The organism is Nocardia alni, from assembly GCF_019038435.1.
GTDB lineage: Bacteria > Actinomycetota > Actinomycetes > Mycobacteriales > Mycobacteriaceae > Nocardia > Nocardia alni.
In genome coordinates this window covers 12,287-36,299 of sequence record NZ_JAGPOX010000072.1, presented here as the reverse complement: position 1 = coordinate 36,299, position 24,013 = coordinate 12,287, and the positions used below count along the sequence as shown (strand labels likewise).

Below are 24,013 nucleotides of genomic sequence, written 5' to 3'. Positions count from 1 at the left end.
GACAGTTTCCGGTAGTCGTCATTGCGGTTTTGATGAGTTGCGCATTGTTGAGCGGTCAGCCCGCGCGGGCCGACAACGGCCCGGCAGCGCCATCGTTACCGGGAAATCCAGGCCCTTCGCCATTACAGAAATGGATCGACAGCACGATACCAGCGCCGCAGAATCTCGGCGGTGATACACAGACGGCGCAGACGGCATTGTGGCGTGGGGTGCTGTCGCCACAGACGGGGGATCCGATCTTCGACGCCTGGCCTGCCGATCTGGGCGCCCTGCACCCGGGCCAGATCATCGAAGCGCGTGATGTCACGGCCACCGCGGCGACACGCATGGCGGTACCGATCCGCCAAGCCGTGCTGTTGAAGTTCCGGTCCACCTCGGCGTCGGGCGCACCCTCCTTCGGCACCGCCACCTTGATCATCCCGGCGGCCCAGTGGGCCGGGCCCGGTCCGCGGCCGGTCGAAGTGAACGCGCTGCCGATCAACTCTCTCGGTTCGCACTGCACCCCGGGTTTCCAGCTGTCGCACGGCCTGTTCGACCGGCCCAATACCGATCTCAGCACTTTCCTGCCGTCGGTCTGGCTGGCGCTCGGTCAGGGGCACGCGGTCCTGGTTCCCGACCACGAGGGTCCGCTGATGGCATATGCCGAGCCGAACGTCGCCGGACATGTGATGCTCGATTCCATTCGCGCACTGCGGAATTACCTGCCCGCCGAGTTCGGCGCCAGCCGGTACGTGGCCGAGGGCTACTCGGGCGGGGCGATCGCGTCGTACGCGGCGGCCATGCTGCTCGACGAGTACGCGCCGGAACTGTCGGGTGTGCTGACCGGAGTCGCGTCGGGCGGACTGGTCACCGACTACCGAGATGTCGCGCACCGGTTCAACGGCAATATCGCGTCCGGAATCCTGCTGTCGGTGACGCTGGCGATAGCGCGCGAACATCCCGAGATGCTGCGGTACATGAACCATCTGGCGCAGTGGGTGGCGACGTCTCCGGTCCGGGACATCTGCGGCGACGCCGATGGGCCGCTCGGCGTGGTCGGAATCCCGGTCGACGTCGCGGCGGAGATCAACGACCCGCTGGACAGCCCGATCGCCGAACAGATGTACGGCACATTGGATTTGACCGGACGGAAATCCGGCGCACCGCTGTACATCTATCACGGCTCGATCGACCCCTGGATTCCGCTCGAGGACGCCGAGCGCATGTACGGCCAACAATGCAGCCGTGGCGTTCCGGCTGTCTTCCGCGTCGTGCCCGGCGAGCATCTGATCGGTTATGTCACCGGTTATCCTGGGCTCAGCGATTGGATCAACGCCCGGTTGCGCGGCGAACCGGCGCCCAGTGAATGTCATGTGCCGCATTAGTTCGATATCCAACCGGCGTCTCGATGATAAACGAGGATGAAAAGATTTGAGATCGCTTCTAGCGCTTCTATGTACATTGCTCATCGGTGGAGTGGCGGTCGCCGCGCGGGCCGATGCGGCGCCTCCGGATAATTCCGGATCGCCACCGCCGGCAGTGGGTAATCCAGCGCCCTCCCCGTTGCAATCGTGGATCGATAACGCAATTCCGCCGCCGCCGGCCACGGCGACGCATGAGGCGGGAGGGGCTTCGGCGCTGTGGCGGGCGATATTGCCTTCCCCCGCCGGCGATCCGGTATTCGACGCCTGGCCCGACAATCTCGCCGCGGCGAGTCCGGGACAGCCGCTCGAATCGCGCGACGTGACGGCGATGGCGGCCTCCATCATCCAGGCCCCGATCGCGCACGCGACGCTGATGAAGTTCCGGTCCACCTCGGTCTCGGGCGAGGCATCCTTCGGCACGGCGACAATGCTCGTCCCCGCCGTTGCGTGGAACGGGCCGGGTCCGCGGCCGGTGGAAGTGGACACCATGCCGATCAACGCACTCGGGTTGCACTGCACCCCCGGCTATACGATCGCGCACGGAGTCCGCGACAACAGCGACATCAACGTCTTCCTCCCGGATGTCGCGTCGGAGCTGAACAAGGGACACGCGGTTCTCGTGCCCGATCACGAGGGCCCTCGGATGTCCTATGCCGAGCCGACCGTCGCGGGGCACGTCACCCTGGATTCGATCCGGGCTGTCCGCTCCCTGTTCCCGAATGAATTCCGGGGTAGTCGGTTCGCCGTCGTCGGTTATTCGGGCGGTGCGATCGCATCGTATGCGACCTCGATGCTGATGCACGAATACGCACCGGAGCTGGCGGGCGTACTGGTGGGTGCGTCCATGGGTGGATTGGTGACCGACTACGGCGCGGTCGCGCGGGTGTTCAACGGGCACAGCGCATCCGGAATTCTGCTGGCGGTGGCACTGGCGATGGCGCGCGAACATCCCGAGATGCTGCAGTACATGAACCATCTCGCGCAGTGGGTGGCGACATCGCCGATACGGGATGTCTGCGGCGATGCCGACGGTCCGCTCGGCGCGGTGGGAATTCCGATCGATGTCGCGGCGAATATCGACCACCCGCTCGACAGTCGTATCGCCGGTGAAATCGAGCGGGCGACGAACCTGACCGATCGCAAATCCGCTGTGCCGCTCTACATTTACCACGGGGATAACGATTTCTGGATTCCCATCCAGGGGCCGCAGCAGGTGTACCGGAGGCAGTGCGGTCTCGGCGTTCCGGCCGAGTTCCGCACTGTACCGGGTGATCATTTGTCCGCGATGGTCAACGGAGCCGGTGGCTCCATCAACTGGATCGACGCCAGGCTACGCGGGGAACCCGCGCCGGACGAGTGCCCCGTGCTCCATTAGCCTCGATCCTTCGCCGGCCCGCTGGGACCTCGGACTGCGGGGTCGAGGTCCCATCAGGCCGGTGCGGCCGGGCTGGCCCGGGCGATGAGGTGTTCCATCAGGGTGAGAAGCACTGCCTTGCAGGAGTTTCGGTCCCGAGCATCGCAGAAGACGATCGGGGTGCGGTCGTCCAGATCCAGTGCGTCGCGCACCTCGACATCGGTGTAGAGCGGCGCTCGCTCGAAGCAGTTCACCGCCACGGTGAACGTGATGCCTCGACTTTCGAAGAAATCTATTGCCGCGAAAGCGATTTCCAGCCGCCGGGTGTCAACCAGGACGACCGCGCCCAGTGCGCCGCGGGCCAATTCGTCCCACAGGAACCAGAATCGGTCCTGACCGGGCGTGCCGAACAGATACAGCACCAGGGATTGGTCGATGGTGATGCGGCCGAAGTCCAGCGCCACCGTGGTGGTGGTCTTTTCTTCGACGCCCGCGAGATCGTCGACGCCGACGGATCTTTCGCTGATCAGTTCCTCCGTGCGCAGCGGGGTGATCTCGCTGATGGAGGCGACCATCGTGGTCTTGCCGACGCCGAAGCCGCCGGAGATGAGGATCTTGACCGAGGTGGCCAGGTCGGACCCGGCGTTGGGATCATAGTCTTCGAATGCCATCGAGTACCGCTCGCAATAGTCTCACGTCGTGTTGCCCCGATTGCTGCTGCACCGGGTCGCGGAAGATCAGGTGGCCCTCGCTGATGAGGTCACCGATCAGGATCTTGGTTACAGCCAGCGGACGTCGCAGGGTGGCAGCGACTTCCGCGATCGACTGGGCGGTCTGGCACATGCGGAGTATCTCGTGATACTCCGGGTCCGAGCGCCGCAGTCGTGGTGCGGGTTTGGCCAGCGCGACGACTGTCAGCATGTCCAGGTCGTGCCCGGCGCCGACGGTGCGGCCACGGGTGAGCGTGTACGGGCGCACCATCGGTCCGTCGTCCACGTACCAGTCGTCCAGGTCTTCGCTGTTGTCGTAACCGCCGAGATGGAACTCCGAGTCACCGAGGTGATGACGGCCGTGCCCCGCCGGTCCGTTGGCCTTGTCGTCGTCGAACCAGTTGCCGGTCATGGCATTCGGCGGGCGGCCGGTTCGGTATGACTGTGCCTGGGTGCCGTCGAGACATAGTCGCCGACGCGCTGCACGGTCAGATTCATCTCGTAGGCGACCATGCCGAGATTGGCCTCGTCTCCGGCCTGTACTGCCAGACAGGCGTTTTCACCGGCGGCGGTGACGAACAGCACGGCACGATCCAGTTCGATCACCGCTTGGCGTACGGCGCCGCCGCCGAATCGTCCTCCGGCGCTGCGGGCCAGCCCGTAGAGCGTGGCGGACATGGCGGCGAAGTGCTCGGCGTCCTCTCGGGTCATGGTCGTGGACCGGCCCAGTACCAGCCCATCGGTGGAGTGCACCACCGCGTAGCCGACACCGGCCAGTCGCTCGACGAGATCGTCGACCAGCCAATTCAATTCACTTGCGGGGGTAGCGGTCACTGTTGCTTTCCTCATCGTCGGAGCGATAGGCCGACGGTTGGGTCGGTGGGTATTGGTCGCGGGTCGCGCGGCGCCCCTGGCGGGTGCCGTTCTCGATGCTGGATATGAGATCTCGGGCCTGCTCGGCGGAGCGAGCACGGCGTGGGCGGTGATCGTCGGAGGAGCTTTCGGGGGACGTGGCGGCCGGGGGCTGCGTCAGTTCCGGTGCCAGGCTGGCCTGGCGTCGACGTCTGGGCAGCGCGGGCCGGGCCGGCGCGGGTTGATGTGGTGGCGGCATGCGTGGCGCAGGGGGTTCGGGTGGTTCGTCCCAGTTCGTCTCGGGCGCCCACTCGGGGCGCCGCGCGGGCACGGGCGGTGACATGGTGGCGATCGGGGGCGATTCGAGCTGCGGAGCGGGCATGTCGTGGTTGTTGTTGCTGTGCGCCGCGGCGATCTCGGCCGGGGCGGGCGGATCGGCCCGGTGCCCGATCAGATACGAGGGCAGCCGCTCGACGGCCGCCGACTCGGTGGTGATCAGTGCGGTGGGTACCAGCACGATCGCACGGATGCCGCCGTAATTGGATTCGGACAGCCGGACCGAGATGGCGTGCTGGGAGCCCAGCCGGGCGACCACGAACAGGCCCAGCCGGGAGTCGGCCTGCAGCGCCGCGATGCCGAAGTCCGGCGGATCGGACAGCATGGCATTGGCTCGCTCCAGCTCCTCGGGCGCCATACCTATGCCCTGGTCGCTGATCTCGATCGCGACGCCCTTGCCGACCAGGCCGGCGGACACGTCGACCCGGGACTGTGCGGGGGAGAAGCGGATGGCGTTGTCGACGAGCTCGGCCAGCAGGTGGACGAGGTCGGCGACGGCGGTGCCGACGATGTAGACCTGCGGTAACTGTCCGGTCTGCACTCGGGCGTAGTCGAGCGTCTCGGACACGGTGCCGCGGACCAGTTCGATCAGCGGCACCGGCCGCCGCCATTTGCGGCCGGGCCGGCCGCCACCCAGGATGGTCAGATTCTCGGCATTACGACGTTCCCGGGTCGCCAGGTGGTCGAGCCGGAAGAAGGTTTCCAACAGTGCCGGGTCCTCCTGTTTGCGTTCGGCCTCGTCGAGCACCTCCAGGATGCGGTGCACCACGACCTGGCTGCGATGCGCGATATTGAGGAAGACCGCCCGTACGCCCTCCCGGGTGCGCGCCTCGGTGATCGCGGCGCCCACGGCCGCGGCATGAGCACGGTTGAACGCGTTGGCCACGGAACCGATTTCATCGCTGCCGAAGTCGAGCCGGGCGGACTCGGTCTCCGGATCGATCGGCTCGCCCGCGCCGAGCTTGCGCATGGTTTCGGGCAGCCCGACCTCCGCCAGGGCGAGGGTCTCGGTGCGCAGGCGTTCGAGCCGGCGGATGATCTGGTTGGCCAGCAGCAGCGACAGCAGGAAGGCGATGATCGCGATGGCGCTGGTGCCGACACCGGCCAGCAGCGAGTTGCGGGCGTGCTGGTCGCCGGAGTCGGTGGCCTGCTGCTGCGCCTTGTCGTTCTGAGCGGCCCAGAGCGCGATCATCTGGCCCTCGGCGTTCTCGGCGAACTGGCGCCAGTCGGCCAGGTTCATCGGCAGTATCGGCGCGCTGCCGGATTTGGTCACCACCGGGCGCAGGATCGCGTCCTCCATGGCGGTGACGCGTTGCCACTGCGGTGAGGAGACCATGGTCTTGATTTGGCTCTGGGTGGCCGGGTCGACCTCGAGGTCGCCGGCCTCGACCTTGTTGATCTGGGTGTGATACCAGCCGACCTGGTTGCGGTAATCGATGAAGAGCGCCGGTGACAGGTTGGTGTCGCCGACGGCCAGCGCCGTGAGTGAGATCGAGCGTGCCATGGCCTCGACGCAGCTCAGCAGGTCGGAGGCGCGGGTGAGCTGTAGCGCCGAGGTGATGTCCGGTGCGTCCTTCTCGATCGTGAAGGTGCCCTTATCGATTCCCTCGAGCAGCCCGCTGTAGAAGTTGTACGCGTCGGTGACCGGCACCCTGCCGCTGTCGATGGCGCCGCGCAACAGTGGCAGCTGGGTCTTGAGCTGGTCGAAAACCGCCAGCGTGCTCGTCACCGAGCCGCCGTTGGATCGAGCGAAGCCGACCTCGACCGGCTCGATTCCGGCGAGCGCCTTGTCGAATCGACCGCGCGCCGCGGCCAAGGCGCCGGGGTCGGCGTTCTGGCCCGCGAGCTGCCACAACGACAGGAGGCGTTCCTGCTCGGCGGCGAGTATCAGCTCTCGGGCGGGTTCCACGTTGATACGCAGGGTGTTTGCGAAGGACCTGGCTTCCCGGCTCTGATGCACCAGGCCCACGGTCAGGACGACACCGATGACCAGCAGAACCAGGCTGGGGATGAGTGCTATTGCGAGAATCCGAATGCGGACTCTGGAGAATATGGCTGGCAGCACTGCGACAATATACCGCACAGTTATAGAGAATATTATTCTCTTTGGACTCTAGACAGATGAGTTCCGACCGGTCCGTGATATGACATCGTCCCGGCCGCAGGCGAACACCGCAAGTGGGTCTATCCATGGAGTAAACGCGCGACCGTCCGCGTTGTGACACGTACCGTCACGGCGATCACCATGGGGTGGGCCGCGGTCCATCGCAGGAGGACACGCAAGAAGATGAGCCTTCGTCAGTACGAGTACGCGCTGGCCGTCGCCGAGCAGGGCTCGGTGACCGCGGCGGCCGAGTTGCTGCGCATCGCTCAACCGTCGATGTCCCAGCAGATCCGGGCCCTGGAGCGGGAACTGGGTGTGACCCTGTTCGCCCGCACGCCGACCGGACTCGTGCCGACCGTGGTCGGCCGTGCGTTCCTGCGGGAGGCGCAGGTCGCGGTCAGCGCGTCCCGGCGGGCTCGGGCGACGGCACGGGCCGGTGCCGACGAGCTGGCGGGCGAGCTCGTCGTGATGGCGCAAATGGGCCTGGGGACACGACAATTGCCGAGGGCGTTGAGCGCTCTGCGTCGCCGCTTTCCCCGGTTGGAGGTGACTGTCTTCGAGGAGCCGAATCCGGCCGAGCTGGAGCGGTTGGGGCGACAGGGAGCACTGGACGTCGTGCTGCGGGCCGCGCCCTGCGAGGGGGAGGGCGCCGTCGACGTCCACCACATGGGCGACGAGGAGTTCGTCGTGGTGCTGGGAGCCGGGCATCGGTTGCTCGCCGCGGATCGGGTCGAACTGCGCGAACTCGCGGGGGAGCCGTGGGTGCGATTCGACCGCGACAGCGCGCTCGACGGTCTGCTGCGTGATGTGCTGCGGGACAACGAACTGACCCCGGCCACGGTCGCCCGCGTCTCCCAGACGGCGACGGCCGTGCGCTGGGCCGCCGACGGGCTGGGAGTGACGCTCGTTCCGGCCTCCGCGGTGCCCCCGGGGTGCGAACACCTGGCGCGCCCGGTATTTCCGGTCGTATCCCAGCCCGTTCTCGTCGCGCTCAGGCGCGGTGCGGGTCCGGCCGAGACGGCTCTGCTGGAACTCCTGCGACAAGAGACCTGGCATAAATCCGACTACTTTTCACCGGCGCCCTGACGGCTGATATTCCGTCAGCCCCGAGGGAATTCGCCGCCGTCCACGACGATATTGCTTCCGGTCAGCCAGCTCGCCTGTTCGGAAACGAGGAACGATACCGCGTGCGCGATATCGTCGGGCCGGCCGTCGCGCCCCAGCGGCGGCACCGTGGTGGCGCCCTGACCCGCCGAGTCCTCCAGCCGCGCCCACTGCTCTCGCGTCTGCTCGCCTCCGGGGGTGGCGGTTCTGCCGGGAGTCACTACGTTGACCCGGATCCCGAAGGGGGCCAGCTCACCGGCCAGTCCCCGGCTGTAGTTCTCCAGCGCCGCCTTCGCCGCCGTGTAGTGCAGGAACGGCCCCACCGGGACGGGGACCGCAGCCGAGGAGATGTGCACGATCGTCCCCGAATGTCGTTCCCGCATACCCGGAGTCAGCAGCGAGTCGAGTCGCACCGAGGCCAGATAATTGAGATCGAGCGACTCCTGCCACTCCTCGTCGGGGATATCCGAGCTGCCCCGGTAGGGCCGTGCCCCGCCCGCGTTGTGGACCACGATGTCCACCCCGCCGAGCATCTTCTGCGCTGCCGCGGCGAGCGCCTCCGCTCCGGCCCGCGTTCGCACGTCGGCCGGTACGAAGGCGGCCCCCTCCGGAACCGTGTTCGTGGCCGACCTCGCGCTCGCGAGTACGTCGGCGCCCGCGTCCAGCAATTGACGCACCACGGCCGCTCCGATTCCGCGCGAACCACCCGTGACAAGGGCCCGTTTTCCCGCGAGGTCCCGCGTTCCCGAGTCGTTCTCGATTGTCGTCATGCCACTGGTCCTTTCGAAATGCGAATTCGCGAATCTTTTCCAGAAATCGCGGTCGAGCTGCTTCACGATATGTGCGGAAAATAACCGGAGGCAAAGACGAAATAGCAGTGGACGCCATAGACGATTCCTCTATGTCGAGCAGACTCGCCACGTCGACGCCACTGCCTCCCATCCCCGCCGCTGGCTCGGATCGCGCACGGGCGATAGCATGGGCACGATGATGACTCACTCTGATCAAAGATCGGGGGTCCCATTCACAACAGGTGAGTGCTGATGCACCCACCGACCGTGAACGGGGACGCTTCCCGAATTTCCCTCTGGCTGCGCGTGCGCGAGTTCGCCGTGCCGCCGTCCATGATCGAAACCGCGACTGCCCGGCGCTGCGCCGGGGACTGGGTCGGGGCATGTGCCGCAGCGGGTTTCGAGGTCGACATTGATTTGCCTTCGCTGGCGCGTACGCACGGCCGGGAACTCGCCCGCCGCGTGCGGACAGATCTACGGCATCTGGCCCCTGATCTGCTGCGCTGGCATATGCCCAGGATTGCTCCCGACGGGTTACTGCGCCCGGGGCTGACGACGACGCTGGCGCGATACGGCCCTGCGGGACCCGGAAGATGTTGCAGTGGAACGGGTTCAGTGCACCTCGTGATCCGGACCGCGCCGGCTTGGGCGGATGCCGGTCAGCGGATCGGTCTCGCGCTGTGGGACGAATCCCGCCCCGGTGTCGGTATCGGTCTGCATCCGCATCCTCGCCCCAATGCGCGTTTCCGCTTCGATCTGCACCGCCATCTCTGGGATGTACGCAGGGCAGATGAACTGAGAATGCGTTCCGGCGCCGTGCAATTGGCAGATGTCGGGGTATCGGACACCCGGCTGTCGGAGCATGTGCCGCCGGGGTGCGCCGTCGATCGATGGGCGGCCGAGGCCGGGATTCTGCTGCGCGCCGAGGGGCTCCCGGCCGGTCCGCTCATGGTGCGGTTCGGGGCTCGGCAACGGGTGATCGTGCAGGTGGCATCGCGCGGCGACGATCACCCGGTGCTGCGTATCGCGGACCGGTATCCCCGTGGCGCGCTGCCGGTTCTGCCGGACGCGGCGACCTGGACACCGCCCGATCTGGAGCTGATCCGTGCCGGTGCGATAACCGCCGATCGGTTGCATCCCCTGGTTGCCTCGGCGCTCGTGCCGGACCGTTCTCTGGCCGGAACATCGCGCGTCGCGGACCCGCCAGGTCGGTCGCGACTGGTGGAATGCCGGGGCGAGCAGCACCGAATCGGCCTGCAGAACGGGGTGCTGACGGCGCTGGATCACGACCCGGACGAGATCCGGCGGGAGGAACTGCTGGTCGCGTTGAGCGGTACTCCACTGCCCTGCCTGCGGGTGATCGACCAGGCACATCGTCACCCGGATTGTCTTGGCGGCGTTCATGAACGGTTGATCCACGGCGATATCGCCGGCGCGCTGGCCGTGGTCGAGGGCCTGCTCGGCCCCGACGCGGTGCTGCGCGATGGCGCGCTGCGAGACGAACTGGAGGCGGCCGCGCAGCGGCGCATCACCTACGGACAGTTCCGGGCCGGGGTGTCCACCTCCGGTCCGTATCCCGATCGGTCGACCCGCCGCCGTGCTCGCTCGCATCCGCGCCACACGATGTCGCGCTGACCCCGGTTCCTCGATTCTTCTCAACCCCAAGGTGATTCACATATGCTCACATACGCTCCGTCCCAACTCGATATCGCAGGTGATCTGCTGGCCCTGCTCGGTGAGGTGACCACCGAGCCCCGCCCCGATATCCAACTGGAGGCTCTGACACTGGCCGTGGCCGCCGATCTGCCGGTGCTGCTGTGGGGTGAACCGGGCATCGGTAAGACCGCGGCCCTGACCCAGCTCGCCGAGTCCCTGGAACTTCCGCTGACCACCGTGATCGCGAGTGTGCATGAGCCATCGGACTTTTCGGGTCTGCCCATCATCGGGGACGACCCCGCGGCGCACGGTGTGCCGATGGCGCCGCCCGACTGGGCGGTACGCCTCGTGCGGGCCGGTCGGGGATTGCTGTTCCTGGATGAACTGTCGACCGCGCCGCCCGCCGTGCAGGCCGCTCTTCTGCGCCTGGTCCTGGAACGGCGTATCGGCGCGCTGCAACTACCCGCCGGTGTGCGCATCGTCGCCGCCGCCAATCCGCGCTCGTCGGCGGCGGACGGCTGGGAGCTGAGCCCGCCGCTGGCCAACCGTTTCGTGCACCTGCGGTGGACGCATGATCACGATGTGGTCGTGCGCGGTCTCGGCGGGACCTGGCCGCGCGCGACCCTGCCCGCGCTCGACCCCGAAAAGTTCTCGGGCGCGGTGTCTTTCGCGCGGCGCGCGGTGTGCGGGCTGCTCGCGGCCCGCCCCAAGCTCGTGCATCAGCTGCCCGCCAGCGAAGCACGCCGGGGCGGCGCCTGGCCCTCGCCGCGAAGCTGGGATATGACACTGCGACTGATCGCCTTCGCCACCGCGGCCGGTTCCTCCCGGGATGTGATTTCCCTGCTGGTCCGCGGCACGGTCGGGGACGGTCCGGGCTTCGAATTGCTGACCAGCATCGACCGGATGGACCTGCCCGACCCGGAGGCACTGCTCGCCGATCCGGCCGCCGCCGACCTGCCCGATCGCGGGGATCTGCGCCAGGCGGTACTCGACGGCGTGGTGGCGGCGGTCCGCACACGGCCGGAGAAATCCCGCTGGGACGCGGCCTGGGCGCTGCTGGTGAAGGCCGTGGAGACCGGCGCGCCGGACCTGGTGGTCGTCCCCGCCACCACCCTCGCGACACTGCGCCGGGACGACTGGGATGTACCGGCGTCGATCGAACAACTGACCGGGATGGTGTCGGTGTCACGCGGCGCGGATCGCGCCGCGGCGCGGGTCGCGGAACAGGCGGGGCGATGACCTCACAGACCGTGCAGCTGGATTACGACAAGCTTTTCGCCGCCCGTCTGCTGGCCGTGCGGGCTCGCCCCTATCTGGCGACCGCGCTGTACGCGTTGCATCTGGTCGGGTCGCGCGGGGTGCCGACGATGGGCGTGGATCGGTACTGGCGGTGCTACGTGTCGCCCGCGTTCGTGGAGCACACCTCCGTCGAGGAGTTGGCTTCGATACTGGTGCACGAGGTTTCGCATCTGCTGCGCGACCATCACGGGCGCAGTGAGCGATTCGCCCGTGAGCACGACCTGACCGACCCGGCGCAGCGATTGCGGATGAATATCGCCGCGGATGCCGAAATCAACGACGACGCCTTCGGTGACGGGTTGGTACAGCCCGAAGGCGCCGTCGTGCCAGCGGCTTTGGGCCTGCCCGAGGGGGAGCTCATGGAGGATTACCTGCGCCGGTTCCGCCTCGAGCTGTACACGCAGGACATGGCATGGCTCGACTGTGGCAGCGGCGCCGACGGGCGGGATCGCGAATGGGAGCTGGGGCCGCAGGGCGCGGACGGGCTCAGCGAACAGGAATGCGACGCGGTGCGATTTCGTGTGGCGCAGGGCATCATCGGCCGTCCGGGCGACGCGCCCCGGGGGTGGCGGCGCTGGGCGCGGGAAGCTGTGCATCCGCCGCAGCCGTGGCGGGATCTGCTGGGCGCGGCCATTCGCTCGGCGGTCTCCGGCCCCGGCGTCGGCGAGGACTACACCTACGGGCGGCCCGCCCGGCGGTCGGCCGGCGTGCCCGGCGTCGTGTTGCCGAGCCTGCGGCGCATGCCACCTCGGGTCAGCGTGGTCATCGATACCTCGGGGTCGGTCAGCGACGCCGAATTGGGCAGCGCGCTGCTCGAAACCGCCGCCGTCTGCCGGGCCGTGGGCGATCGCCGCGATCTGGTCACCGTGCTGTCGTGCGATGCCGCGGCACGGGTCGTGGATCCGCTGTGCCGGGCCGAGGGAATACCGCTGATGGGCGGCGGAGGTACGGATTTGCGCAGCGGTTTCGCCAAAGCGCTACGCGCACAACCCCGTCCAGATGTACTGGTGGTGCTGACGGACGGTCAGACGCCTTGGCCGGCAAGTCGGCCCGCGTGCCGGACGGTGGTGGGTCTGTTCCGTCGGGGCGGGAGCAGATCCTGGCGGGAAAGTGATCCGGATTACGTTCCGGAGGCCCCGCCGGACTGGGCGCGGGTCGTCGAAATCGGGTGAGCAGCGCCTCACCATCCGCTCGAACTCCGAAAACCCAGGTGCGAACCGGGTTTTCGGAGTGCGGACAGGCCGGTGTCAGCGGGTGGCGATGATGGCCGAGCCGTGGCCGAACAGGCCCTGGTTCACCGCGATGCCCGCAAGGGCGTTCTCCACCTGGCGGTCGTCGGCCTGGCCGCGCAACTGCCAGGTGAGCTCGCAGATCTGGGCGATCGCCTGTGCGGGGATCGCCTCACCGAAGCAGGCCAGCCCGCCGCTCGGGTTCACCGGCACACGCCCACCCAAAGTCGTTGCGCCGCTGCGCAACAGCTCCTCGGCGCCACCGGTCTCGCAGAGCCCGATGTCCTCGTACCAGTCCAGTTCCAGTGCGGTGGACAGGTCGTAGACCTCCGCGAAGGACAGGTCCGAGGGCCCGATCCCGGCCTCCTCGTACGCGGCCTGCGCGATGGCGGAACGGAACGCGTGCGGCGGGGCCGGAACGGCCACGGACGAGTCCGTCGCGAAATCCGGCAGGTCGATCACGGTTTTCGGGAACGTCGGCGTGACCGTCGACAGCGCCCGGATGCGGACGGGGTCGGTGGCGCCGTGCCGGCGGGCGTAGTCCATCGACGTCAGCACCAGTGCCGCACCACCGTCGCTGGTCGCGCAGATGTCCAACAGCCGCAACGGATCCGAGACAACCGCCGAGGCCGCGATCTCCTCGGCCGACACCTCCTTGCGGTAGCGGGCGTACGGGTTGTTCAGGCCGTGCCTGGCGTTCTTCACCTTGACCGCGGCGAAGTCGTCGAGCGTCGCGCCGTGCAGCGCCATCCGGCGGCGGGCGTAGAGCGCGAAATAGATGGGGTTGGTGGCGCCGAGCAGGTGGAAGCGCAACCAGTCCGGGTCGTCGCGGCGCTCGCCGCCGACCGGCTGGAAGAAGCCCTTCGGGGCGGCGTCCGCGCCGATCACCAGCGCCACGTCGGTCAAACCGGCCAGGATCTGGGCGCGCGCGTTGGCGATGGCCTGCGCGCCGGAGGCGCAGGCGGCGTAGCTGCTCGAGATCCGCGCGCCCGACCAGCCGAGCGCCTGGGCGAACGTCGCGCCCGAGACGAAGCCCGGATAGCCGTTGCGGATCGTGTCCGCACCGGCGATATAGCCGACATCGAGGTGGTTCACGCCCGCGTCCGCCAGCGCCGCGCGCGCCGCGACCAGGCCGTACTCGACGAAATTGCGCCCCCACTTACCCCACTGGTGCATGCCCGCACCGAGGACGGCAATGTCGCGATCATTCCTGTCAGGCATCGACCGGCCTCCACATCCACACCGTGTGCTCCGCGTCCTCGTCCTCGTACAGCACACCGACGGTCAGCTCGACCGGCATGCCGACGGCCAGATCGTCCACCGTCAGACCGCGCACCACCTGCCCGAGAATCACCATCTGCTCGACCTCGAGCTCCACCGCCGCGACGACGTACGGCTCGAACGGCTCGGGCGAGACGTACGGCGGGGGCGGCTTGTACCGGGCATCCGCGTACGACCAGATCTGACCACGTGTGGAGAAGTGGTATTCGGCCAGCTCCGACCCGTCCTTGGGACCCGGGCACTGCGGGTTGCGGCAGGCCAGCGTGTTACGCGGAAAATACGGCGTGCCGCACGCGTCGCAACGGGTTCCCACCAGGCGGACCACGCCGTCGTCCGCAGTGAACCAGTCTGCGATCGCGGGACGTTGTTCTTTCTGCACAACCCGACGTTATAGGAACACGTTCTATTTTGGGAAGGAAATCCGCCTGGCGGCCGCACGCGACGAGCGTTCTTTGCTACTTCAAGTGGTAAACTCGCGTCATGAGTGCACTCCCTGCGGACTATCCCCCCGGTGACGGGCCTGCGGCGAAGGTGAGTGTGTCGTTGCGGGCCGGTAATATCCGGGCGATCAGGGAACGAGTCGGCGCGCGCGGTTTCTCGGCGTACGTCGATGCTGCGGTGGAGCGACAGATCGAGCGTGACTTCCTGGAGGAGGCGCTTGTTGCCAATGAAGCACAGGCGGGTCCGATGCCGCAGGAATTCAAGGAAGAGGCGGCTGCGCTGTTTCGTGAGGTGAAGGCCTCGTACGAGCTGGAGGGGGATAGTGAATGGCACGGGCGCGGAGCCGACTGAGCGCGGGAACGCTGGTGTTGGACAGTGAGGGTCTGTCGAAGTGGTGTGCGGCCGAACAACGAGTGACCGCATATGTCCGGGAAGCCCAGGACAACGACTTCCGTGTGATCATCAGCGCCCTGACGCCGATCGAGTCGTACAACATGAAGGCTCCCGACGATCGCTATCGTTGGTACCTGTCCCGCTTGCGGATCGAACCTGTTACGGACGAATTAGCCTTCCAGGCAATCGATCTGCTCCGTGAGGCGGGTCTGCATGGTCATAAGTACGCGATAGACGCGGTGGTCGCCGCTACGGCTTTGCGTGCGACGAAGCCGGTTGTCATGCTGACGTCGGACACGGACGACATGGTCAAGCTCTGCGGCAAACAGGTCCGGGTGGTCGCGGTATAGCCTGGTATGCCCCGTTATCGGCGGGGCGGGGGCCTCCGGTACTAGGATTCGTCGCATTATGGGTGCACATCGATTCGTTGGGCATGACGGTGTAGAGCTGGCTTGGCATGAGGTTGGGGTTGGGCGGCCGTTTATTTTGTTGCCTGGGTTCGGGGGCGTGGGGTCGTTGATGCTCGAATATGGGCCGGCCGGGGTGCTTGCGGAGCATGGGCATCGGGTTGTTCTTCCCGATACTCGGGGGAGTGGGGACAGTGCGAGGCCGCGCGATGTTGCGGGGTATCCGGCGGATGTGCTTGCGGATGACGGGTTTGCGCTCATCGAGCATCTCGGGCTCGGGGAGGGGGAGTACGACCTCGGGGGATATTCGCTCGGGGCGCGGATCGTGGTGCGCATGCTGGCGCGAGGGGCCGAGCCGGGGCGTGCGGTCGTGGCCGGGCAGGGACTGGCGAAGGTGAGTGGGGTTCAGGGGGGTGGGGCGAATCATCGGGTGCTCACCGCGCTCGTCGACGGGACCGCGATCGAGCCGGACTCGGCCGATGCGCGGACGGCGCAGGCGATTTCGCGGGGTGGTTCGGATCCGCAGGCGCTGTTGCATGTGATGAATTCGCTTGTTCCGACGTCCGAGGCGGACTTGCGCCGGATCACCGTTCCGACGCTCGTCGCGATCGGCGATCGGGACGAACGCTCCGATGCCGACGAGTTGGCGGCGCTTATGCGCAATGCCAGGTTCATTCGGGTACCGGGTGATCATGCGAGCGCGTTCGTCGCGCCCGAACTCGCCACGGCGTTGGTGGAGTTCCTCGATGTCGAAGATTCCGGTCGTCCTCTAGGTTGATGAGTTCACCTGCCGCCCAGCTGAATTCGGTGGCAGCCCACCGGGCTCGGTGCGATGTTCGCGGTGGCGGGATCTTCGGTGCGCGTGAGGCCGCCGGGATCACCGTGCTCGACCGATGCGCGGCGTCAGTGTGTGAAGGTGCGCCGGTAGGCGGTGGGCGTGGTGCCGAGTGTGCGATGGAAGTGCAGTCGCAGGTTGGCCGCCGTGCCTAGCCCGCAGTCCCGGGCCACCCGGTCCACCGAGTGATCCGTGGTCTCCAACAGCTCTCTGGCCAGGCTCAGGCGCGCCGTGACCAGCCACTGCAGGGGAGTCGTGCCGGTTTCGTCGGTGAATCGCCGGATGAAGGAGCGCTGGGACATGCCGGCGTGCCGAGCGAGCACGCGCAGTGTGAGCGACTGGTCGAGGCGGCCCAGTGCCCAGCCCCGAGTCTCGGCGAGCGACGCGTCACCGGCGTCGGCGACCGGGGCCGGTACGTATTGGGCTTGGCCGCCGTCGCGGTGCGGTGCGGCCACCAGACCGCGGGCGACCTCGTTGGCCACCGCCGCTCCCAGGTCGCGGCGCACGATATGCAGGCACAGGTCGATGCCGCAGCAGACCCCGGCGGAGGTGAGCACATCACCCTCGTCGACATACAGCACGTCGCGGTCCACCTCGACGGCCGGATAGTCCCGTTCGAAGTCGTCGATATATTTCCAGTGGGTCGTGGCGTGCAGCCCGTCCAGAACGCCCGCCGCGGCCAGGACGAACGCGCCGGTGCAGATCGATGTGACGCGCCGGCCCCGGTCGCGGGCCTCGGCCAGCACGTCGAGCACGGCCCGCGGCGGGGGCAGCAGCGGATCGCATCCCGGCACGATCACGGTGTCGGCCGCGCGTACCTGCTCGAGATCTCCCTCGAGAACCAGATCGAAGCCGGTGGTGCGGACCCGGGGAGCCGGCCCGCACACCGTCATCTCATAGGAGGTCTCCGGGCGGGCGCTGAAGATCTGCGCGGGGATCGCGAGGTCCATCGGGATGACCCCATCCAGTGCCAGCACTGCGACTCGATGCACCGTCATGGCAATATTCTAATGTAGGTGGGGAAATGTGCCAGTTCCCTGGCTAGCAGCCCAGGATATCGGCGAGTTCGGTGAAGGTGGCGGCTGTCAGATCGTCGGTGCCGTCCGCCTTGTCGGAGGCGTCAGGGCCCTTTTCCCGCGGGCGTTCCACGAAGGCGGTGTGCAGGCCGGCCGCGCGGGCGCCGTCGAGATCCCAGCGGTGGCACGCGACCATCAGGGCCTCGGAGGGCGGCACGTCCAGTAGGCCGACCGCGGTCAGGTAGGCCGGGGCCGCGGGCTTGTAGCTGTGGGCCAGTTCGGCGGACAGGATGCAGTCGAGGGGCAGGGATGCGGCCTTGGCCAGTTCCGTCAGCAGGGCGAATCCGCCGTTGGACAATGCCGCCGTGGTGAAGCGGCGGCGCAGGCGGTGCAATCCGTCCACCGAGTCCGCCCAGGCGGGCAGGCGATGCCAGGCGTGTACCAGCCGGCGCCGGGCCGTCTCGTCGAATGCGTCCGCGTACCCCAGTGTTTCGAGCAGATCGTCCAGCGACTCCCGATGCAGGGTGTCCAGATAGGCCCACTCCCGCTCGCCGCTGGTAACGCGGCGCATCGAGGGCAGGTATCGCTCGCGCCAGGTGGCGGCGAACGCGCCGCCATCGATCGAAACGCCTGCCTCCCGCGCGATCTCGGCGGCTTGTTCGGCGACGCCGGTGTACCAGTCGACCGTCGTACCGAAGATATCGAACAACACCACTCGAATTCCGGAAGCATCGAATCCCGGCATGCGCCACTCCATTCGCGCCGTCACTGACGATTCGAGATCGAATCGCTGGTCACTACTTGCGGTCCCGGCCAGCCTAGAGCCGGATTGTCCTAGGGGCGAGCACTTCCGGTAGGCACGCCCAGGGGCGTGGTGCGGCCCCGGGCCGCCGCGGCTGCGCCGATACCCGCGATGGAATACGTTGTCTTCCATGACCGACCGTTTCGCCATGCCGACAGTCGAGGTGCTGAAGGCGCGCGAGCAACTCGTCCTCGATCACTTCCACGACGAGGTGCGCCAGGAGTGGGACGACGTGCTCGCCACATTCCCGCACCCGCACTACGAGATCATTCCCACGCTCACCGTGCACGACGGCGACGGCGAGGTTCGCGGCTACTACCACGATACCCGCGTGGCCTTCCCCGACCAGGATCACGAGATCATCGCGCTGCGGCACAGCGCCGACGCGGTCATCGTCGAGTTCTGGCTTCTGGGAACGCATCTGGGTCCGCTGGGCGGCATCCCGGCCACCGGCGCCCGGCATCGCACCCGGATGACGGCCTACTTCGTGTTCGACGAGAACGAGAACCTGGTCGCCGAGCGGATCTACTTCGACACGTTGTCGATGCTGAAACAACTCATCAGCGGGGTAAATCTGCGCGACCCGCGCACCTGGCCGCTGGTCCTGCGCGCGCTGCGCGGCCTGCTCGCCATGTCGAGCGATCCCAACCCGGCTCTCGTGGACACCCCGCCCGCCGACCTCTGACCGCGGCCTCGGAGGTCACATCCCGTTGACCTCCACGATCGGCGGCGGGTAATCCGGCGCGAGCAGCGGTGCGCGCCAGGGCCGGTGAATCGCGTTGCCGGACAGGGTGTTCAACTCCGGCAGCCAGCGGCGGGCGTAGTCGCCGCCGGGGTCGTTGCGCTCGGCTTGGCGCAGCGGGTTGAGGACCCGGTTGGGCCGGGTGTCGGTACCGGTGCCGGCCGCCCACTGCCAGTTCAGCTGATTGTTGGCGATATCGGCGTCGACCAGCCACCGCAGGAAGTGGTCGGCGCCGATCCGCCAGTCGATGCGCAGGTTCTTGGTGAGGAAGCTCGCGGCGATCAGCCGGGCGCGCCCCGGCATCCACCCCTCGGCGAGCAATTGCCGCATCGCGGCGTCGATCACCGGATAGCCGGTGCGGCCCTCGCGCCACGCGTCGAATGCGTGCGGATCGGTCCGTGGCTGTACCGGGCCGCGACGCAGATTCGACCAGGCCAGATCCGGCCGGGCGGCCAGCAGTTGATGGTTGAAGTCGCGCCACGCCAGCTGCCGGGCGAACGCGTGACCGCCGTCGGCCGACAGGTCCGTGCGATGCACCAGCTCGGTCGCGGACAGACAGCCGAAGTGCAGGTATGGCGACAGGTGCGAGGTGGCGTCCGCGGCGAGGTCGTCGCTGCGGGTCGCGTAGTCGTCCACCGGCCCGGACAGCCACCGGCGCACCAGTTTCCGGCCGGTCGACTCGCCGCCGACCGATAACCGCGGTGATCCCGGTTTCGCGCACAGCTCGGTAGGTTCGGGCAGGGCGCGGGACTCGATCTCGGGCACCGTGAGCGTGTTCGGCGCGGCGAGTACCGCACGGAGCGGGGTCTCGAGCCAGCGTCGGAAGTACGGGGTGAACACCGCGAAATGCGCTGCGCCGGAACTGGGTACGAGGGCGCCGGGCGCGACGACGGTCACCGTGCCGGAATGCTCGCGCAGCTCACATCCGTGCTGCGACAACCCGTCTCGGAGACGTTCGGCTCGCAGGGCGCTGTATCGGCTGACATCCGAGGCGATGTGGACGGTGCGCGCCCCCACCTCGGCAACCACCCGTGCCACCTCGGCGCCGACATCGCCGCGCCGGACCACCAGCCGCCCGCCCCGGTCGCGCAGTTCGGTGTCCAACTCGGCCAGTGCGGTCAGTAGGAAACGGATACGGTTCGCGGACAACGGTTTCCGTTCCAGGATCTGCTCGTCCAGCACGAACAGCGGCACGACCTCGCCGCCGCGAGCGGCCGCGGCCAGTACCGGGTTGTCATGGACGCGCAGATCCCGGGTGAACAGCGCTACCGCGATACTCACCGGTTCCGCCCTCCACCGATGGACCCTGATACTGCTCGAGCCGACATGCAGTTCCTTTCGGTGTGCTTGTACCTGCGATCACGGAGTCGGGATGCTCAGGCATCCATCGATCACACTACTGCCTATCGATGCGTAATCGATTCAATCTACCGAGGCGGCGCTGACCCTCGAACGAGCACCGGCGGCGATCCCGCGACGTCTGCGACCGCTGCTCGGTCCGTGCGGTCCGGCGACCGATACCCGCTGGCAGGCGTCGGCGTCCTGGATCCGCTCGCGGGGTTCTCGCTGGTACGACATGGGACGTTTCGGCGCGCGCGTGGACCGGCTCGTCGGCGGATCTCGCCCATGCGGCGCGTCTTCATCGGCCCGTGACAGGCAGAATGGGGCAATGTCCACCGGTCCCGATGCCGAGGTCGGCTTCACCGTGCGCGCGGTGGCCGACCGGCTCGGCGTGCCGACCGCCACGCTGCGCAGCTGGAATCAGCGATACCACCTGGGCCCCAGCGACCATGAACCCGGCCGCCACAGGCTCTACACCGCTGCGGATATCGCCGTGTTGGAACGAGTGGTCGCGCTGGTGCGGGCGGGCGCCAGTCCGGCGCGTGCGGCCGCGGCGGTGCGCGTGCCCGTCCCCGCACCGGGCGATCGGAGCGCCCTCGTGGCAGCGGCCTTCGCATTCGACGGCGTTCGTCTCGGCGACCTGCTGACCGCGTATCTGGACCGCCACGGCGTCGGCGCCCTCTGGGCGGACCTGTGCCGCCCGGCCTTCGCCGATCTGGTGTCCGCACAGCAACGCGGTGACGGTTGTATCGATGTCGAGCACCTGCTGTCGTGGTCGGTCACCGCCGTCCTGTTGCGAATCCCCACTCCCTGGGTGGATTCCGGGTCCGCCATCGTGCTGGCCTGCACCAGCGGCGAGGCCCATGCGCTGCCGCTCGAGGTGCTGCGCGCCGCGCTGGCCGAACGTGGCCGAGCGGCACTGATGCTCGGTGCGAACGTGCCGGTCGACGCGCTCGTCGACGCCGCTACCCGCACCGCCCCGGCGACGCTCGTGCTGTGGTCGCAACAGGAGTCGACCGCGCTGGTTTCCGCCGCCGAGGCGTGTGTGGCAGCCGGCGCCCGGGTCTTCGCCGCCGGTCCCGGATGGGCGTCGGCACGATTACCCGAGCAGGTCGGCACACTCGCCGACCTCGAGGGCGCGCTGGCCGCCTTGCAGTGAACAATGCACAACCGATGCGGGACGGTCAGGCATATCCTGGCAGATCGCGATCGACGGTGCGTCCGAGTACGTGACGTAGAGCGAACTCCAGTGCGGGCGTGCGGAACTGATGATCACTCGCGACCAACCGCTCGGGCGTCACACGCTGACTCGCCGCGGCGAGCTCTCGCACTCCTTCGGCGCCGAGAATCAGTTCCGGCCCGAGCCGTGGCACCGGAACGATCGCCGGGCGCCGCAGCACCCGGGCCAGTACCGCCGTGTACTCGCTGTTGCGCACCGGGTTCGGCGCCACCGCGTTGACCGGCCCGGACAGCGCCTCGTCCCACAGCGCGCGGTGATAGACGTCGATCAGATCATCGATACCGATCCACGGCAGCCACTGCCGGCCGTCCCCGATCCGGCCGCCCAGACCGGCGGCGAACAGCGGCCGCAGCAGCCGCAGCGTGCCGCCGCGCGGGGACTGCACGATGCCGGTCCGCACCGTCACCACCCGCAGCCGGTCGGCTACCGTCAGCGCACCCTCCTCCCAGCGCGCCACCACGTCGGCCAGGAATCCTGTTCCCCGCGTGCTGTTCTCGGTCAGCGTTTCGTCCCCGCGGTCGGCGCCGTAGTAGCCGATCGCCGAGGCCGAGACGAATACCCCGACCCCGGCTTCGGCCGCCCGCTCCGCCAGCAGCCGGGTGGGTGTGATCCGGCTGTCGGCAATGGCCCGCTTGTGCCCCGCGGTGAACCGCCCGGCGATCGTCGCCCCGGCCAGATGGACGACCGCATCGACTCCGGCCAGCAGATCGGGCGCCGGCGCCATCGGATTCCACTGCCGCTCACCGGGGCCCGGCGCCCGGCGGACCAGCCGGATCACCGTATGACCGCCGGTGCTCAGAAACGCCGACAGCTCGGAGCCGACCAGCCCGGAGGCCCCGGTCACCGCGATGGTCCACGGACCGTGTCCGGCGGCACGACGATGTGCCGCCAGGTCCCCGGCCAGTTGTCGGGACCGGTAGGCGAACATCGTGCGCAGGGCCGCGCTCGGCACCGGGGTGAGAACACGGTCCACCACGCGCGTCCGTTCGGGCGTGATCGCCTCGAACTCGTGGACGTGCCGCCACGGCAGCAGCCGCGAGGGCACGGTGGCCGGACCGTCCCCGACGGCCTCGTCGACGAATCGCCGTGGCGCTTCGAACTCTTGCGGGTCGTGCTGTGCGATCCACCGCAAACCGCCCGGCAACCCCAGCACCGCCCGGCCGTCGGCCAGCGACCGCGCCTCCGACAGCAGCCGCACCGGGGACCACGGCGGCGTCAGCCGGGTGAATGCGCCGGGGCGCCCGAACCATCCGAAGACGTCGTCCAATGGCGCCGCGACCGTGCTCGACCATTCGATGCCCATACGGCGACTGTAGCCACCGGGTGCACGAATTTCGGGCACATACGCACACGCGGCGACGGCATACCGCCGCAGTGGAATACCGTCGCGCGCGGCACGGCATGTGGTACGGATCGAGGTGTCGGCGAGCCGGTCCGCATGCCGATCGAGAACAATTCGATAACAAGGGCGGGGCCTGGTGGAATGCATACGCAAAAGTGCGTTCTCCAGCAAATCTTGACCGCCGCTGAGTCGGAGTTCCGTGATGAATAATGCGGTCGGGTGTCTTGCCTGCAAGTATCCGTCAGGGCTATCCGGCGGTGTGCCGGAAACTCGTCGTGTTATCAATTATTTGCTCTGCCTGCTAATATCGTGTAATGCCAGGGACTTAAGTCCTCTATGTGGTCCCTTTTTCGATCTACCTCTTCCGTATTTATAGCGATGAAGTATGGTCTACTGCGGGGTGGTCGGTTTGCGGCCTGCTTCATTCGTGGTAGCGTCCCGTTTCTGGATTGGGTCGCAGTGATAGTGAAGTACCGGAGCAAGTGTGAATCTGGATGATGCCCTTCGTGACGGAATGTCGGTCGAGGGCGCGGTCGGTATTGCCCTCGTCGATTACGGCAGCGGAATAACTCTCGGTAAACTGGGTGGCAATGCTCTTCTGGATATGGATGTCGCCGCGACGATGCTCACACAGGTCGTCCGGGCGAAGGTAGAAGCGATAGAGAAATTGCAGCTGGATGATGTGATCGAGGATATTCTCATCACTCTCGGCTCGCAGTATCACATCATAATGCCGGTGGAGAGTCAGCGGACCGCCGGTATACCCGAGGACGATCAGGTCGGTCTTTTCCTGTATCTCGTACTCGATCGGAAACGTGCGAACCTGGCTCTGGCCCGGCATCGCCTACGCAAGATCGAACAGGCGGTTCAGGCGTGACGCGCCGATTGGAGATCGCGCTCAGCGAGCCGGGACGGGTCGCGGAGTTACTGACCGAGGCCTGCTCGACGATCGATGACGCGGCGTACGCCGTCATCGCCAGCCGGGACGGTCTGGCCATCGCGGCCGGTGGAGAGTCCGGTGAGACGTCGGACAGCGATGTGGCGCTGCGCGCGGCGGCGCTCGCCGCGGCGGCGATGGGCATCGGTGATCATTTCACCGCGATCTCCGCGCACGGACGTCTCCAATCGACGCTGTTCGAGGCCGACCGGGGTTGTGTCGGCCTCTTCCCGATGAGTAGCACGGTGATACTCGTGGTCGGCAGTCGGCAATCGGTGAATCTGGGTCGGCTGACCGCGGCGGCGAAGAAGATCATCGCGATTCTTCAGGTGCCGACCGGATAACGGATGAAGCGCGTGCCCCGACAGGCGGGCGACGCCATCAACCGGAATGGACAG

Annotated in this window: 25 protein-coding genes; 13 read left to right on the top strand and 12 right to left on the bottom strand. The window is 67.6% G+C overall.

The window, feature by feature from the left end; all coding sequences use genetic code 11:
• Window positions 1–209 precede the first annotated feature (209 nt).
• Window positions 210–1,364 carry a lipase family protein gene (locus JZ791_RS25230; protein WP_308163086.1) on the top strand — a complete coding sequence of 385 codons (1,155 nt, stop codon included), beginning with the start codon at window positions 210–212 and terminating at the stop codon, window positions 1,362–1,364.
• A gap of 268 nt (window positions 1,365–1,632) precedes the next feature.
• Window positions 1,633–2,778 carry a lipase family protein gene (locus JZ791_RS25225; protein WP_254206270.1) on the top strand — a complete coding sequence of 382 codons (1,146 nt, stop codon included), beginning with the start codon at window positions 1,633–1,635 and terminating at the stop codon, window positions 2,776–2,778.
• Between the two features lie 53 nt (window positions 2,779–2,831).
• Here JZ791_RS25225 and JZ791_RS25220 read toward each other — a convergent pair whose 3' ends face one another.
• From JZ791_RS25220 to JZ791_RS25205, 4 genes are read right to left on the bottom strand one after another with little or no spacing between them, the layout of a single operon-like run.
• Window positions 2,832–3,428: a GTP-binding protein gene (locus tag JZ791_RS25220; RefSeq protein WP_216897695.1), complete on the bottom strand. Its 597-nt coding sequence runs from the start codon at window positions 3,426–3,428 to the stop codon at window positions 2,832–2,834.
• Window positions 3,409–3,879, bottom strand: coding sequence for a DUF742 domain-containing protein (locus JZ791_RS25215; protein ID WP_216897694.1), 471 nt, complete (start codon window positions 3,877–3,879; stop codon window positions 3,409–3,411). Before JZ791_RS25215 ends, JZ791_RS25220 begins: the two co-directional genes overlap by 20 nt.
• Window positions 3,876–4,301: a roadblock/LC7 domain-containing protein gene (locus JZ791_RS25210; protein WP_216897693.1), complete on the bottom strand. Its 426-nt coding sequence runs from the start codon at window positions 4,299–4,301 to the stop codon at window positions 3,876–3,878. Before JZ791_RS25210 ends, JZ791_RS25215 begins: the two co-directional genes overlap by 4 nt.
• A complete protein-coding gene (locus JZ791_RS25205) occupies window positions 4,279–6,720 on the bottom strand; it encodes a sensor histidine kinase (protein WP_308163085.1) in 2,442 nt (813 codons plus the stop codon). The genes JZ791_RS25210 and JZ791_RS25205 overlap by 23 nt, the downstream gene beginning before the upstream one ends.
• Window positions 6,721–6,873: 153 nt before the next feature.
• Between JZ791_RS25205 and JZ791_RS25200 the strand changes: the two genes are divergently transcribed.
• Window positions 6,874–7,845 (top strand): LysR family transcriptional regulator, encoded by a 972-nt coding sequence (locus JZ791_RS25200; RefSeq protein WP_308163084.1) that lies wholly within the window; start codon window positions 6,874–6,876, stop codon window positions 7,843–7,845.
• 14 nt (window positions 7,846–7,859) lie between these two features.
• On the opposite strand, the gene JZ791_RS25195 is transcribed toward JZ791_RS25200, so the two are convergent.
• A complete protein-coding gene (locus JZ791_RS25195) occupies window positions 7,860–8,633 on the bottom strand; it encodes an oxidoreductase (RefSeq protein WP_216897692.1) in 774 nt (257 codons plus the stop codon).
• A gap of 633 nt (window positions 8,634–9,266) precedes the next feature.
• Entirely contained in the window at window positions 9,267–9,422 is a 156-nt protein-coding gene (locus JZ791_RS46595) for a hypothetical protein (RefSeq protein WP_308163083.1), read from the bottom strand.
• 33 nt (window positions 9,423–9,455) lie between these two features.
• Between JZ791_RS46595 and JZ791_RS46590 the strand changes: the two genes are divergently transcribed.
• The 3 genes from JZ791_RS46590 to JZ791_RS25180 are packed head-to-tail and all read left to right on the top strand — an operon-like array spanning window position 9,456 to window position 12,781.
• Window positions 9,456–10,289, top strand: coding sequence for a hypothetical protein (locus JZ791_RS46590; protein WP_308163082.1), 834 nt, complete (start codon window positions 9,456–9,458; stop codon window positions 10,287–10,289).
• Between the two features lie 42 nt (window positions 10,290–10,331).
• Complete coding sequence (locus JZ791_RS25185) at window positions 10,332–11,549, top strand: AAA family ATPase (protein ID WP_216897690.1); 1,218 nt, start codon at window positions 10,332–10,334, stop codon at window positions 11,547–11,549.
• Window positions 11,546–12,781 carry a vWA domain-containing protein gene (locus JZ791_RS25180; RefSeq protein ID WP_216897689.1) on the top strand — a complete coding sequence of 412 codons (1,236 nt, stop codon included), beginning with the start codon at window positions 11,546–11,548 and terminating at the stop codon, window positions 12,779–12,781. Before JZ791_RS25185 ends, JZ791_RS25180 begins: the two co-directional genes overlap by 4 nt.
• A gap of 75 nt (window positions 12,782–12,856) precedes the next feature.
• Here JZ791_RS25180 and JZ791_RS25175 read toward each other — a convergent pair whose 3' ends face one another.
• Together JZ791_RS25175 and JZ791_RS25170 are read right to left on the bottom strand one after the other, a co-directional pair.
• Window positions 12,857–14,059 carry a lipid-transfer protein gene (locus tag JZ791_RS25175; RefSeq protein ID WP_216897688.1) on the bottom strand — a complete coding sequence of 401 codons (1,203 nt, stop codon included), beginning with the start codon at window positions 14,057–14,059 and terminating at the stop codon, window positions 12,857–12,859.
• Entirely contained in the window at window positions 14,052–14,474 is a 423-nt protein-coding gene (locus JZ791_RS25170) for a Zn-ribbon domain-containing OB-fold protein (protein WP_216897712.1), read from the bottom strand. The genes JZ791_RS25175 and JZ791_RS25170 overlap by 8 nt, the downstream gene beginning before the upstream one ends.
• A 125-nt stretch (window positions 14,475–14,599) precedes the next feature.
• On the opposite strand from JZ791_RS25170, the gene JZ791_RS25165 reads away from it, so the two are divergent.
• Genes JZ791_RS25165 through JZ791_RS25155 form a run of 3 tightly spaced genes read left to right on the top strand, consistent with a single transcriptional unit; the run spans window position 14,600 to window position 16,138 of the window.
• On the top strand, window positions 14,600–14,911 hold the full coding sequence (locus JZ791_RS25165; RefSeq protein ID WP_216897687.1) for a hypothetical protein: 312 nt from the start codon (window positions 14,600–14,602) through the stop codon (window positions 14,909–14,911).
• On the top strand, window positions 14,887–15,303 hold the full coding sequence (locus JZ791_RS25160; protein ID WP_254206268.1) for a PIN domain-containing protein: 417 nt from the start codon (window positions 14,887–14,889) through the stop codon (window positions 15,301–15,303). The genes JZ791_RS25165 and JZ791_RS25160 overlap by 25 nt, the downstream gene beginning before the upstream one ends.
• 58 nt (window positions 15,304–15,361) lie before the next feature.
• The gene (locus JZ791_RS25155) at window positions 15,362–16,138 is read left to right on the top strand and encodes an alpha/beta fold hydrolase (protein ID WP_256461951.1); all 777 of its coding nucleotides are present in this window, start codon (window positions 15,362–15,364) and stop codon (window positions 16,136–16,138) included.
• Between the two features lie 125 nt (window positions 16,139–16,263).
• Here the strand turns inward: JZ791_RS25155 and JZ791_RS25150 are convergent, their stop codons facing one another.
• Both JZ791_RS25150 and JZ791_RS25145 read right to left on the bottom strand, forming a co-directional pair.
• On the bottom strand, window positions 16,264–17,193 hold the full coding sequence (locus JZ791_RS25150; protein WP_216897685.1) for a GlxA family transcriptional regulator: 930 nt from the start codon (window positions 17,191–17,193) through the stop codon (window positions 16,264–16,266).
• A 43-nt stretch (window positions 17,194–17,236) separates the two neighbouring features.
• Complete coding sequence (locus JZ791_RS25145; RefSeq protein WP_216897684.1) at window positions 17,237–17,956, bottom strand: haloacid dehalogenase type II; 720 nt, start codon at window positions 17,954–17,956, stop codon at window positions 17,237–17,239.
• Window positions 17,957–18,143: 187 nt separating this feature from the next.
• Between JZ791_RS25145 and JZ791_RS25140 the strand changes: the two genes are divergently transcribed.
• Window positions 18,144–18,698 carry an ester cyclase gene (locus tag JZ791_RS25140; RefSeq protein ID WP_216897683.1) on the top strand — a complete coding sequence of 185 codons (555 nt, stop codon included), beginning with the start codon at window positions 18,144–18,146 and terminating at the stop codon, window positions 18,696–18,698.
• Between the two features lie 15 nt (window positions 18,699–18,713).
• Here the strand turns inward: JZ791_RS25140 and JZ791_RS25135 are convergent, their stop codons facing one another.
• Entirely contained in the window at window positions 18,714–20,036 is a 1,323-nt protein-coding gene (locus JZ791_RS25135) for a cryptochrome/photolyase family protein (protein WP_216897682.1), read from the bottom strand.
• Window positions 20,037–20,424: 388 nt separating this feature from the next.
• Here JZ791_RS25135 and JZ791_RS25130 point away from each other — a divergent pair, with 388 nt between their 5' ends.
• The gene (locus JZ791_RS25130; RefSeq protein WP_216897681.1) at window positions 20,425–21,255 is read left to right on the top strand and encodes a MerR family transcriptional regulator; all 831 of its coding nucleotides are present in this window, start codon (window positions 20,425–20,427) and stop codon (window positions 21,253–21,255) included.
• Window positions 21,256–21,280: 25 nt separating this feature from the next.
• Here JZ791_RS25130 and JZ791_RS25125 read toward each other — a convergent pair whose 3' ends face one another.
• A complete protein-coding gene (locus JZ791_RS25125; RefSeq protein WP_216897680.1) occupies window positions 21,281–22,639 on the bottom strand; it encodes a TIGR01777 family oxidoreductase in 1,359 nt (452 codons plus the stop codon).
• Between the two features lie 523 nt (window positions 22,640–23,162).
• Between JZ791_RS25125 and JZ791_RS25120 the strand changes: the two genes are divergently transcribed.
• Entirely contained in the window at window positions 23,163–23,555 is a 393-nt protein-coding gene (locus tag JZ791_RS25120) for a hypothetical protein (RefSeq protein ID WP_308163080.1), read from the top strand.
• Window positions 23,552–23,959 (top strand): roadblock/LC7 domain-containing protein, encoded by a 408-nt coding sequence (locus tag JZ791_RS25115; RefSeq protein ID WP_216897679.1) that lies wholly within the window; start codon window positions 23,552–23,554, stop codon window positions 23,957–23,959. The genes JZ791_RS25120 and JZ791_RS25115 overlap by 4 nt, the downstream gene beginning before the upstream one ends.
• Window positions 23,960–24,013: the final 54 nt, after the last annotated feature.